This window comes from Nonomuraea ceibae, assembly GCF_019396325.1.
In the GTDB taxonomy this organism is placed as follows: Bacteria; Actinomycetota; Actinomycetes; order Streptosporangiales; family Streptosporangiaceae; genus Nonomuraea; species Nonomuraea ceibae.
Genome location: NZ_JAHKRO010000069.1, coordinates 1 through 12,292, shown reverse-complemented (window position 1 = coordinate 12,292; position 12,292 = coordinate 1). Strand labels below are relative to the sequence as shown.

Sequence of the window (12,292 nt, the reverse complement as noted above, 5' to 3'; positions counted from 1 at the left end):
CCTCTGGAGGCACCATGTCCCCGTTCCGCCCCGATCAGCTCGCCGCCGCCCTCGACCGGGCCGTGGCCGACGGCGACGGCCCCGGCATCGTCGCCGAGCTGCGCGACCGCGACGGGACCCGCTGGTTCGGCACGGCGGGAGTGGCCGACCTGACCACCGGCCGCGAGCGGCGGCCCGGCGAGCACTTCCGCATCGGCAGCTTCACCAAGGCGTTCGCCGGCACGGTCGTCCTGCGCCTGGCCGCCGAGGGCAAGCTGAGCCTGGACGACACGGTGGCCACGTGGCTGCCCGGCGTGGTCGAGGAGCACCTGGGCGGCGACGGCTCCGCGATCACCGTCAGGCAGCTGCTCAACCACACCAGCGGGCTGCCCGACGCCGTCATCGGCCAGGACCCCCCGCGCCCCGAGACGCCGGGCACGCGCTTCATCTACTCCAAGCTCAACTACACGCTGGCCGGGATGATCGTCGAGGGTGCGACCGGCTCGACCCTGGCCGCCGAGATCGACCGCCGCATCGCCGGCCCGCTCGGCCTGACCGGGACGTACCTGCCGACGGGCGCCGAAACGGTCCGCGAGCCGCGCGCCCGGCACTACTCCCGCTCCGACGAGGGCGGCGGGCCCGCCGACGTCCACGACGTGACGGACGCCGACCTGAGCTGGGCCGGGGCCGCGGGCGGCATGGTCTCGACGACCGCCGACCTGCACCGGTTCCTGCGCGCCCTGCTCGACGGCGAGCTGCTGCCGCCCGCCCAGCAGGAGGAGATGTTCACCACGGTCCCGACCGACGGCGCGGACTGGGTGCCCGGCACCCGCTACGGCCTCGGCGTCTACGAGCAGCGGCTCCCGTGCGGGGTGACGCTCTGGGGCGGCGGCGGCTTCATCCAGGGCTCGACCTCGTTCGCGATGGGCGACCGCCAGGGCCACCGCACGCTGGTGGTCAACCTCAACGGCGACTGGAACGACTTCCTGAAGACCTTCGACGACCTGTACGAAACGGCCTTCCGCCCGGGCCGGGACGCGTGAGCGCCCGGCGTCGGCGACGCCGGGCGCTCACGAGCTGACTAACGCAGGCCGAAGGCTCGGACGGTGGTCTGCTTGACGGTGTTGCCCGCCTTGTCCCACGCCTCGACCTTGAGGGTCACGGCGCCCTTGGTGGCGCCGAGCGCGGGATAGCGGGTCCTGGCGGTGTACGTGCCGTCCTTGCCGCGCTTGACGGGGACGGACGTGTACGTGGCGCCGTCGTCGGTGCTGGCCCACAGCTTCAGACCGGCGATGCCCGGCATGTCCGACGCGGACGGCGAGTGGTAGGCGGACACGGTGAAGGCGTGCGTACGACCGGCGCGCACGCTGTTGGCGGCGTCCAGCGTGTCACCCAGGTCGTAGCCGACGAACACGACCGGGGCCGGCTTGCAGGGCTCCGCCGTGCCGTACAGCACTTCGAGTGAGCAGAACGAACCGGGCAGCCGCTCGGCCCCGGCCGCCGGGGCGGTGAAGGTCCACTCGGTGTCGTGCCGGTCGTTCCTGGCGGTCAGCCGGTAGCTGCCCGACTGCTGCGGCAGGGTGAAGACCGGCAGGACGGTCGAGCCGCCGGCCTCGGTGCGTGGGATCTCCTTGCCGTCCCTGTAGAGGCGGACCTCGAACCCCGGCTTGGTCAGGTCGTTCGTCGGCCAGTAGCCGCCGCTGTACTGCCTGGCGCCCGGGGAGCCGTAGCTGGGCTCGAACTCCGCCCACAGCTTGTCGCCCTGGACGCACATCATGCACCGGAAGAAGGCGCCGAGGTTCGCGCCCGGCTTGGCCAGCTTGTAGACCTTGTCCGAGCCGGTCGCGGCGCCGGGCGTGAACGGCGTGGCCATCCAGGTCTGACGGATCCGGACCGGCTTGTCGAGCACCTCCAGCGCCCACTGCGGGACCCGGGCGTCGGCCGGCGTGCCGCGCAGCTCCTCCATGCCGTGCGACCAGAGCATCCCGCCGTCGAGCGGCCCGACCCAGTCGCGGCGTTCCTGGAGGCCGAGCCGGGGGCCGCCCCACCCGGCGAGCTTCGTCGACAGCGGCATGACGTCGTCGGGCTTGTGCGCGTACCGCCAGTCGTCGTAGCGGTGAGGAGCGACGACGTGGGCGTCCAGATCGACCCTGGCCAGGTCACGCTCGCCGAAGGTGTAGTGCAGCGAACGGGACACCCGGCCCTCCTCGTAAGGGGCGAAGGTGTAGCTGTAGGGCGTCTCCTCGGTGCCGGTCACCCGTACGGTCAGCCGCTTGCCGCCGGTGAGCCGGGCGCGCAGGGCGAGCCCTTCGGCCGACGGCAGCGACACCGTGGCGACGCCGATGGGCTTGGCCTCCCCCGTGAACGGGACCTGCGTGAAGCCCAGCGGGATCGCGCAGCCGGACCCGGGCTTCGGGAAGTACGCGACCACCGCCGCGCCGGCGTCACGGATCGGGCCGAGCCGCTCGATCTGCACGCCGCACGCGTCGCCGAACACGCCCTGCGACAGCGGCGCCTCCAGCAGGACGAGCTTGCCGCGCAGGTCGCGGCCCGCGAGGTCCTCCGGCCTGCCCTCGCCGACGTCGACGACGTCCAGGTCGCGGGTCCCGGTGAACGGCACGTAGCCGGGGAAGCCGTCGCTCTGCTCGTGCACCCCGGCGGTGTTGACGCCGTGCAGCGCGGTCATCGGGTGCAGGGTGAGCTTGTCACGCCCGCGCACGCTCATGGCGACCTCGGCCCGGCCGAGGGTGAAGCGGGTGTGGAAGCGGAAGGCGCCCTTGGTGACCTTCTCGGTGGGCAGCGCCCACAGCTTGGCGGCCCCTCCGTAGGGCGCGCGCGGCCAGGTGAACCCCATGTAGGAGTCGCCGTTGCCGACCGTCCGCTGATACGCCAGGTAGACGTAGTTGTTCAGCGGCTCGGCCGGCTGCGGGGTGCTGAACCGCACCTGGCTCAGCTTCCGGCCGTCGAGCGTGATCTCGGTGTCCTCCGTGACGGTCAGCTCCGGCGCCGACAGCATCGCCAGGTTGAGCCGGTCGTCGTCGTCGACCCACTGCACGAACTGGGCCACGCTGATGACGCCGTGCGGGACGCGGACGATCGTGGTGCCCTCGGCGGGCACGGAGACGCCGCCGATGACGCCCTTGCCGCCGGACACGTCGATCGTGTCCTGGGCCCACGGGGTCAGCGGCTTGCCGTCGCGGCCCAGGGTGTGGATGGTGAGCGTGGCCTTGGGCGTCTCACGGACGACGCCCACGGGGGTGCGCAGCCGGACGCCGTCGGCGGTCGCGGTGACGGCGCCGGTGTAGTTGTCCAGCTTCGCCAGCGCCTTGGGGTCGACGGTGACCGTGGCGGTGGCCGCGCCTCCTGCTGGCACGGTGAGCGTCGTCGCGCCCAGTCTCAGCGCGCCCTCGACCGCGCCGCCGTCCGACCCGCTCAGGGTGGGGGCGAGCGTCAGCGTGACGGGCGCGCCGCCCAGGTTGGTGTAGGTCAGCTCGCGGGTGGCCGGCTCGGCGCCGCTCTCCACCGCGCCGAAGTCGATCCCGCCGGTGACGGCGAAGACCTGCTGGGTGTACGCGGTGGCGAGGTCGACGCGGCCTGCGCCCTGCTTGTACACGCTGAGGGCGTCGTCCTTGGCGGTCGACATGAGCGCGGCCTTGAGCTGCGGTGCCGTCCATTCCGGGTGCCGCTGCGCCATGATCGCGGCGGCTCCGGCGACGTGCGGGGTGGCCATCGAGGTGCCGTTCGCGGCCGTGTAGTGCTCGTCGATCGGGCTGCCCATGCTCGTGCCCGCGGCGCGCGCCGCGGCGATGGCCACGCCGGGGGCGGCGATGTCCGGCTTGAGTCCGCCGCCGACGCGCGGTCCCTGGCTGGAGAACGGGGCCCATGCGTCGTTCTTGTCCACGGCGGCCACGGTGAGCGCGGCCTCGGCGGTGCCGGGGGTGGCGACGGTCTCGGCGCCGCCCTCTCCGGCGTTGCCCGCGGCGATCACGAACAGCGCGCCGGACGACGCGGTGAGCGCGTCGACCGCCTGGCTCATCGGGTCGCTGCCGTCGCTCGCGCCGCCGCCCAGGCTCATGCTGACCACCTTGGCGCCGGAGGCGGCAGCCCACTCCATGCCCTCGATGATCTGGGAGTCCTGGCCCGATCCCGCGTCGGACAGCACCTTGCCGACGATCAACCGCGCGCCCGGCGCGACGCCCTTGTGCTTGCCGCCTCCGGCCGCGCCCGAGCCGGCGATCGTGGAGGCGACGTGGGTGCCGTGGCCGTGGCCGTCCCGCACCTCCTCGCCGGGGATGAAGGACCTGCTGTCGGCGATCCGGTCCGCCAGGTCGGGGTGCGTGGCGTCCACCCCGGTGTCGAGGACGGCGACCTTCACGCCCGCGCCGTCGTGCCCGCCGGCCCACGCCTGCGGGGCGCCGATCATCGGGACGCTCTCCGCCAGATCGGCCTTGACCTTGCCGTCCAGCCACACCTTGGCGATCCCGCCGCGCAGCGCCGCCCGCCCGGCGAGCCCGTTCGCGTCCGGCTCGGCCCGCACCGCGGTCCAGAACGCGCCCGCCTCCGCCTTGGTGACGGCCAGCGCGGCGGCGTTGACGCTCTCCAGCGTGAGCACGGGCTCGCTGGCGGGGATGGCCTCGGCCGCCGAGGCGACCGCCCGGTCCGTGTGCTGCCCTGGATACTGCACGATGACGGGTAACTGCTTGGCCCGGTCGTCGGTGTAGCCGTTCTCGGCCAGGTAGGTGACGTTGAACAGCTCCCGGTCCAGGCGGCCCGCGTTGATGGCGGGCACGGCGTCGCTCGGGGTGACGTAGACGCCGTCCGGGGTGGCGAGCGTGGAGAGCTGGGCGGTGGTGCCGTCGGGGCGCACGCTCGACTCCGGCCGGACGGAGTACGTGCCGCCGCCCGCGTCGCTGAGGCGCACCCGGTCGCCGGTGATCAGGGTGACCGTGCGGTCGCCCTTGCCGAGCCCGGCAAGCGCGATCGGGCCGGTCACCTGCCCGGTCGCCGGGGCGGTCGCCGGGGCGGCGGGCTCGGGTTCCTGAGCCAGGGCGGGCGCGCCCGGAACGGCGAGCGTGCCGAGAATCAGGGCCGAGGCCGCGATCAGCGCGCCGGTGCGGCGGGGCCTGAAGGAGGGGGGATCATGCGGTGAAGTGCGTGGAGACATGCCGAACTGCCCTTTCGGGTGCTGAGGGGTGAGGGTCAGACGGGCTCGAACCCTTCGGGGGCGTCTTCGAGTGGTTCGATGACCGGCTGCTCCGGCGGGGCCGCCGGTCCTTTCCGCGCTGGGTCGGAGTCAGCCGGATCGCCGTCGGTGGCGTCGGTTTCGGACATGCCCCAAGCGTCGTCCGCACCGCCGGTGGGGACTATGGGTAGGCCACCCCATTCGCGGCCCCCGTACCGGGCGGGTCACTACGGGGGTCCCCGAGGTGGGCGGCGAGCGCGGTGCGGGAGCGCAGGCCGAGCTTGCGCAGCGCGGCGCCCAGGTGCTTCTCGACCGTCCTGGGCGAGACGAACAGCCGGCGGCCGATCTCCCGGTTCGTCAGCCCGGCGGCGGCCATTTCGGCTATCTCCCGTTCCCGGGGCGACAGGTCAGCGCCGTACCCCTGCGGGCCGCCGGGATACCGGCCCCTGACCGTCACCCCGTGCTTGCGGGCGAGCTGCGCCGCCCGGTCGAGATCCCACCGCGCAGCCAGCTCCCGAAACCCCGCGATCGCCTCCAACAACAACCCCGGAGCATCCGAAGGGCGGGAGAGGCCGACAGCCCCGGAAGAGGCGGCACCCCCCGAAGAGGCGGCAGCCCCCGAAGAGGCGGCCCTCCCGGGTGGGGCGGCTGGTTCGGCGGGGTCGGGTTCGGTGGGTTTGGTGGGTTTGGTGGTGAAGAGGTGGGCGGCGGCGAGTTCGCGGGACTGGGCCGCCTCGTACGGGGCTCCCAGGAGGTCGTAGCCCGCCGCCGCCGCGCGGAACAGCGCCGCCGCGTCCGCGCCGTCGGCGGCGAGGTGGCCGCGGGCGTGCGCCAGGGCCGCCGCAGCCATCGGCGCGTCGAGCCCGTCGAGCCGCGCCGACACCCGCTCCACCAGCGCGACGGCCTCGGCACGCCGGCCCGCCGCCGCCATCGCCTCGGCCAGCGCGGGCAGCGCGCGCACCGCCAGCGGCCAGAGCCCCTTGACCTCCCACACCTCGACCGCCGCCTCGACGGCCGCGAGCGCGGCCCCGGCCTCGCCGCTCGCCGTGGACAGCCGCAGGAAGGCGGCCATCGACAGCGGAAGCAGCTCGTAGGCCCCCTGGACCAGGGCGGTGCCGGTGACCTCGGGCAGCTCGCGCCGGGCGGTGTCGAGCTCGCCGCGCGCCAGCGCCAGGCAGGCTGCGACGATCTCGGCGCCCAGGCGGTCGAACGGCCGCCCGCCGTACTCGTCGAGCAGCAGCGCGGTCTCTTCCTCCAGCCCGTCCCAGCGGCCACGGCAGCAGGCGAGCAGGAGGGCGACCAGCCGGCAGCGCGACAGCGGCTCGCGTGACGACTCCTCGCCGGCCGCGCCGCGCATGGCGGCGGCCAGCAGGTCGGCGGCGACGGCGTAGTTGCCCGCGAGGCAGGCGTTCTCGGCGATGGACCGGTAGGCGCCCACCTCCTGCCGGTGCCGTGGCCGGCCGCCGGTCCTGCGGCGCACCTCCTCGGTCAGCTCCAGCCAGCGCGGGTCGCCGTACCCGCTGAAGGAGGTCGCGACCTTGCCGAGGACGAAGACCTCCTCGGCCGGGTCGCCGACGCGCGGGGCCGTCTCCAGGGCGCGTTCCAGCCACGTGACGTGCTCGGCCAGCGGCACGCTCGGGTCCATCGGCCTGCCGAGCGACGCCATCGCCCAGGCCGTGAGGTCGGGCCGGTCGGCGAGGTCGCCGACGGCGGCGGCGATGGTGCGGCGCTGCGCGCCCGAGTCCTCGCCGAGCCTCTCCTGGAGCATGCCGACGAGGAAGTTGAGCTCGCCGCGCAGCGGGCCGGGCTGCTCCGTCTCCAGCGCCTGCGTCAGCAGGCCGATGATCTGGGGCGGGCGCAGCACCTGGGCGGCGGCCCAGCCGAGGCGCGCGGCCAGGCGGCCCCGGCGTCGCGGGTCGAGCGGGGCGTGGCGCAGCACGTCCTCCAGGATGCGCACGGCTTCGGCGTCGTCGCCGAGGCGCGACGCCTGCTCGGCCGCCCGTTCCGCGGCCTCGACCCAGTCGGCCAGCCGCCCGGCCTGGCGCAGGTGGTGGGCTTCCTGGCCGAGCGGCACGGGCCGCAGCTCCCGTACGACCGCCGCCGCGCGGGCGTGCAGCTCCTGGCGGCGCCCGAGCGGGATCGCGCCGTAGACGGCCTGCGCGGCCAGCACGTGCCGGAACGCCACCGCGCCCGCCTGCTCGGCCAGCAGCCCGGAGACCAGCAGCTCGTCCACCCCGGCCACGGTGTCGGCCCTCGGCAGCCCGCACACCCGGGCCAGGTCGGCCGGCCGCGCCGGGGCCTGTAAGACCGCGGCTGCCTCCGCGACGGCACGCGCCGCCTCGGGCAGCCGGGCGACCCGTTCGCGCACCGAGTCCCGCACGCCGGGCGGCACGTCGAGCTCCGCCACCGCCTTGCGCGCCCATCGCCCGCTGCGCAGCCTGATCAGCGCGCCCCGCGCGCGCAGCAGGGCCATCAGCTCCTGTACGGCCAGCGGCAGCCCTGACGACAGCTCGTGCAGGTGGGCGCCGAAGTCGGCGGTGACGCCGGACTCGCCGAGGATCGCCGCGGCCAGGTCGCCGGTCTGGGTGACGTCCAGCGCCTTCAGCAGAATGTGATCGTGGAACACCGCGTCCGCCGGACGCCCGGTCACCTCCCTGACGACCGCGCCGGCCTCCTCGCCCCGGTAGGTGAGCACGATCGACAGCCCGGGCGGCGGCACCGCCAGCGCGTAGGCGAGGAACTCAACGGTCTGCTCGTCGGCCCAGTGCAGGTCCTCCACGACCAGCACCACCGGGCCGAGCGCGCGCAGCACCTCCGCGAGCCCCCGGAACAGCCGGTGCCGTTCGGCGGCCCGGTCGTCGAGCGGGTCCAGCGCGGGCGGCAGCACCGGGGCCAGCTCGGGCAGCAGGCCGCGCAGCGCGCCCGCCACCGGCGACAGCCCGGCCCGCGCCAGCGGCTCCTCGGCGCCGCGCAACGCCTCCACCAGCGGCCCGAGCGGGAACGGCTCCCGGATGCGCCGGGCGCCCCCGCGCAGCAGCAGCCGGCCGGCGGTCTCGGGCCGTGCCGCGAGCTCCGCCAGCAGCCTGCTCTTGCCGATCCCGGCCTCGCCTTCGAGCACCACCACGGCCGGTGGCCGGCTCACCGCCGCGGCCAGGCGGCGCAGCTCCTCCTCGCGCCCGACCAGGACCGGCGAGATCACCCGTCCCGAGACCGTGTCACCGTTGGTCATCGGGACCGCCTCCGCTCACCAGGCCATGCTGCGATCATTCATACAGCAACCGGCCCGGCGGGCTCACGGGCGGGCCGTGCATTGTGCATGGCGCATCGGTGCACGCGGAACTACTGGCCGGCGCCGAGCGCGACGGCGGGCACGGACCAGCGGGCGGGCAGCCACAGCAGGGTGTTGGCCACGGCCAGGCCGACCAGCGGCGACAGGGCGCCTTCGCCGACGTGCAGCGCGGCGGCGGTGACGGCGAGGATGTGCGCTGGGAGCGTCCGCCGCCAGTGCCGGGCGGGCCTGGCCCGGGGCACGCCGTGGTGGAGCTGGAACGCGACGGCCAGGACCGCGGCCGTGACGGCGACGGCCCAGCGGCCGGGATCGGCGGCACCACTGCCGGGCCCGTGTCGGCGACGTTGTGGAGCGCGATGACGGCCACGTTGACGGTCATCGCGGTGAGCGCCCACCAAGCGAGCCGCGACGGCGCATCGGGCGGGCCGGTGGGGGCGGCGGGCGTCGAAGGCGCGCCGGGAGCGGCGGCGACCGCCCTGGCCTCGGCGGCGGCCTCGCGGGCGGCTGCCGGACTGCCGGGTGCTGATCCTCACCGCGCTGGGCCGGCCCGGCAACCTGCGGCGCGGCGTCGACGCGCACGTGCGGGGTTCATGCTCAAGGACGCGCGGCCGCAGGAGCTGGTGGCCGCGATCCGCGACGTCGCGGCGTGCTGCGCCTGACCGGCGCCGGGGCCGGGGCCGCGCCCCGCGACATCGCCAGGGACCTGTACCTCAGCTACGGCACCGTGCGCAACTACCTGGCCTCCGCCGTCACCAAGCTGAACGCCCGCACCCGGCAGGACGCGATCCGCATCGCCACCGAGGCCGGCTGGCTCTAACTCGTCGCCGACCGTTCGATCAGCCTGTCGATGCCGTCGAGCAGCGGCTGCAGGCCGAACTCGAAGAACGCGTCCAGGTCCAGGTCGTAGCCCTCGCTCGGCAGCCCGGCGAGCACCTTGGCGAACGTGGGCATGCGGCGCAGGTCGAGGGCGCTCATCCGGGCGTCGACCCACTCCTGGTCGGACACCCCGGTCGCCGCCTGGACCTGGGCCTCGTGCTCCAGGTTGGCGGCCAGGCCCTGGACGTGGCTGAAGACCAGGACCTGGAGGTTGAGCATGGTGACCGAGCCGAGGCCGAGGCCGTCGAGCGCGGCCAGCAGGGACTCGGCGTAGACCATCAGGTTCGGCAGGGGCAGCGGCCGGTTGAGCGGGGTGACGTGGGCCAGCCACGGGTGCCGCCGGTGCACCCGCCACAGCAGCCGCGCGATCAGCTCGATCCGGTCCCGGCGGCCCTCCGGCAGCGTCTCCGGCCACTCGGCGTCGCCGTAGGCCGCGTCGGCCATGAGCGTCACCAGCTCCTCCTTGCCGCCCACGTAGCGGTAGGGCGACATGGCCGAGACGCCGAGCCGGGCCGCGACGCCGCGCATGGACAGCACGGCCAGCCCCTCGGCGTCGGCGATCTCCATCGCCGCCGCGACGACGCGCTCGCGGGTCAGGCCCTGCTCCCCCTGCGGGCGGCGCCGCTGGGCGCGGTCGGCGACGACGGTGCCGGAGCGCGGGCGGGCCTCGACCAGGCCCTCGTGGCCGAGCGTGGCGAGCGCCTTGGCCGCCGTGGCGAGGGCGACGCCCCATTTCATGGCGATCTGCCTGGTCGACGGCACCCGGTCGCCGGGCGCGAGCTCGCCGTCGTCGATCCGCCGCCGGAGGTCGTCGACGATCTGCTGGTACGGCGCGGGCATGCGTCTCTCCTTCTGTACTAGTACAGAACTTACCAGATACCCCTTTGCAACCTCTGTATTTACGCTGTACGTTCAGTCGTACACGAGAGGGGTTCACCATGAAGAAGGCACTCATCTCCGGCGCGGGGACCGCCGGATCCGCGCTGGCGTACTGGCTGGGCCGCCAGGGCTTCGCCGTCACCGTCGTCGAACGGTCACCCGCTCTGCGCACCGGCGGGCACGCGGTCGACGTACGCGGCGCGGCGCTCGAGGTCGTCGACCGGATGGGCCTGCTGGAGCGGGTCCGGGACGCCAGGACCGCCTACCGGGGCATGTCCGTGCTCGACGGCGACGGCAACGAGGTCTTCCGCACCACCGAGACCACCTACAGCGGCGGCCGGCTCGACAACGACGACGTGGAGCTGTTCCGCGACGACCTGGCGGGCATCCTGCACGAGCACGCCCCGGCCGGCTACCGGTTCGGCGACTCGATCACCGCGCTGCGCGAGCACGAGCACGGCGTGCGCGTCACGTTCGCCCGGGCCGAGCCGGCCGACTACGACGTGGTGATCGGCGCGGACGGGCTGCACTCGGCCGTGCGCCGGCTGGCCTTCGGCCCCGAGGAGCGCTTCGTCCACCCCATCGGCCAATATGTCGGCATCTGCACGATGGACAACTTCCTCGGCCTGCGCGACTGGCAGACCTGGCTGAAGGACGGCGACGCCGGCTACGGCCTCTTCACCACCCGCGACAACAGCCGCATCAAGGTCTACCTGGGCTTCAACGCCGGGCCGATCGCCTACGACCACCGCGACATCGAGCAGCACAAGCGCATCACCGCCGAGCACTGCGGCGGCCTGCGCTGGGAGACGCCCAAGCTGCTGGAGGGCATGTGGGCCGACCCGGACTTCTACTTCGACGCCATGGCCCAGGTCCGCATGGACCGCTGGTCGGCCGGGCGGGTGACGCTGCTGGGCGACGCCGCCTGCTGCCCCTCCCCGATGTCCGGCCAGGGCACCAGCCTGGCGCTGGTGGGCGCGTCCGTGCTGGCCGAGGAGCTGGGCAGGGCCGGTCACGAGACCGCGTTCGCCCGCTACGAGGCCCGCATGCGGCCCTTCGCCGAGGTCAACCAGGCCCTCGCGCTGGAGAACCCGGGCGGCCCCGCCGCCGAGGAGTCCGTCGACCGGGCCAAGAACGCCATCACTCTGTGACGGCGGCTCAAGCTCGCCATCACTGCCTGACGTGCACGTACGAGGTCCTCGTCCGGAACGTGGCGAACCCGGCGCGCTCGTAGACGGAGACCGCGCCGGTGCCGTTGTCGGCGTCGACGCTGAGCCCGGCCGTGGCGTAACCCTGGGCCCGGAACGCGGTGAGCGCGTGGGAGACGAGCGCGCCGGCCACGCCTCTGCCCCGCCACTCGGCGACCGTGGCGACGACCTGGATCCACGCCTCGGGCGCGCCGGTCGGGGCGGGCCGGTGGTGGGTGAGCAGGCAGCCCACGGCGTGCCCGCCGGCCACGGCCAGGAACGAGCCTGCGGGACGGAAGACCCCGGTGCCGGTGATGGAGCGGTTCCAGCTCTCGGCGGTGTGCGGCGTGTAGCCCCAGTGGTCGCGGAAGGCGGCGTTGCGCACCTCGCGCGCCTGGTCGTCGAGCTCGGGAGCCCAGGGGACGATCGTGACGCCGCCGGACGGCCGGGGCGGCGGGACCGGGACCGTCAGGTCGCGCCGCCGGTCCTGGAAGACACGGGTGGGCACGAACCCGGTGCGCTCCGCCAGCACGGCCAGCCCGTGGTTGTCGTCGGGGACGTGCAGCTGCAGGTGGAGCGGCTTGCCGGGATGCTTGCGGGCGTGCAGCTCCGGCGCGGTGGCGAGCACCCAGTCGATGATCCGCCTGCCGTGGCCGCGCCTGCGATGGGCGGGGTGCACGCCGCCGCCCCACAGGTCCATCAGGTGGACGGGCTCCGCCGCGTGCCTGACAGGGGCCAGCCCGACCGCGACGATCTCCCGGCCCACGCGGGCCGCCAGCGTGCCGCGCTCCAGGTCGAGCAGCGGGTTGGCGAGGCGTTCCGTCATGAGGTCGACGCTGACCTGGTCACCGGAGCGGTCGGCCGCCGCGACGGCGGCGGGGAACTCCGCCCAGGCCCGCG

Annotated in this window: 10 protein-coding genes; 4 read left to right on the top strand and 6 right to left on the bottom strand. The window is 74.6% G+C overall.

Annotation, left to right across the window (positions count from 1 at the left end):
* Positions 1-14 precede the first annotated feature (14 nt).
* Positions 15-1,022 (top strand): serine hydrolase domain-containing protein, encoded by a 1,008-nt coding sequence (locus KME80_RS32400; RefSeq protein ID WP_219510314.1) that lies wholly within the window; start codon positions 15-17, stop codon positions 1,020-1,022.
* A 38-nt stretch (positions 1,023-1,060) separates the two neighbouring features.
* On the opposite strand, the gene KME80_RS32395 is transcribed toward KME80_RS32400, so the two are convergent.
* The 4 genes from KME80_RS32395 to KME80_RS32385 all read right to left on the bottom strand — a co-directional run bounded on the left by KME80_RS32395 (position 1,061) and on the right by KME80_RS32385 (position 8,692).
* A complete protein-coding gene (locus KME80_RS32395; protein WP_246646133.1) occupies positions 1,061-5,143 on the bottom strand; it encodes a S8 family peptidase in 4,083 nt (1,360 codons plus the stop codon).
* A gap of 35 nt (positions 5,144-5,178) precedes the next feature.
* The gene (locus KME80_RS52145) at positions 5,179-5,310 is read right to left on the bottom strand and encodes a hypothetical protein (RefSeq protein WP_281427272.1); all 132 of its coding nucleotides are present in this window, start codon (positions 5,308-5,310) and stop codon (positions 5,179-5,181) included.
* A gap of 32 nt (positions 5,311-5,342) precedes the next feature.
* Positions 5,343-8,390: a helix-turn-helix transcriptional regulator gene (locus KME80_RS32390; protein ID WP_219510313.1), complete on the bottom strand. Its 3,048-nt coding sequence runs from the start codon at positions 8,388-8,390 to the stop codon at positions 5,343-5,345.
* A gap of 110 nt (positions 8,391-8,500) precedes the next feature.
* Positions 8,501-8,692: a hypothetical protein gene (locus tag KME80_RS32385; protein WP_219510312.1), complete on the bottom strand. Its 192-nt coding sequence runs from the start codon at positions 8,690-8,692 to the stop codon at positions 8,501-8,503.
* 3 nt (positions 8,693-8,695) lie between these two features.
* Here KME80_RS32385 and KME80_RS32380 point away from each other — a divergent pair, with 3 nt between their 5' ends.
* Entirely contained in the window at positions 8,696-9,109 is a 414-nt protein-coding gene (locus KME80_RS32380; RefSeq protein WP_219510311.1) for a hypothetical protein, read from the top strand.
* Positions 9,097-9,267, top strand: coding sequence for a response regulator transcription factor (locus tag KME80_RS32375; protein WP_219510310.1), 171 nt, complete (start codon positions 9,097-9,099; stop codon positions 9,265-9,267). Before KME80_RS32380 ends, KME80_RS32375 begins: the two co-directional genes overlap by 13 nt.
* Here KME80_RS32375 and KME80_RS32370 read toward each other — a convergent pair.
* Positions 9,264-10,166 carry a TetR/AcrR family transcriptional regulator gene (locus KME80_RS32370; RefSeq protein WP_219510309.1) on the bottom strand — a complete coding sequence of 301 codons (903 nt, stop codon included), beginning with the start codon at positions 10,164-10,166 and terminating at the stop codon, positions 9,264-9,266. The genes KME80_RS32375 and KME80_RS32370 overlap by 4 nt on opposite strands.
* A 98-nt stretch (positions 10,167-10,264) precedes the next feature.
* Between KME80_RS32370 and KME80_RS32365 the strand changes: the two genes are divergently transcribed.
* Positions 10,265-11,356, top strand: a complete 1,092-nt coding sequence (locus KME80_RS32365) for an FAD-dependent monooxygenase (protein ID WP_219510308.1) — start codon at positions 10,265-10,267, stop codon at positions 11,354-11,356.
* Between the two features lie 19 nt (positions 11,357-11,375).
* Here the strand turns inward: KME80_RS32365 and KME80_RS32360 are convergent.
* The coding region (locus KME80_RS32360; RefSeq protein WP_219510307.1) for a GNAT family N-acetyltransferase at positions 11,376-12,292 on the bottom strand (917 nt) is incomplete at its 5' end.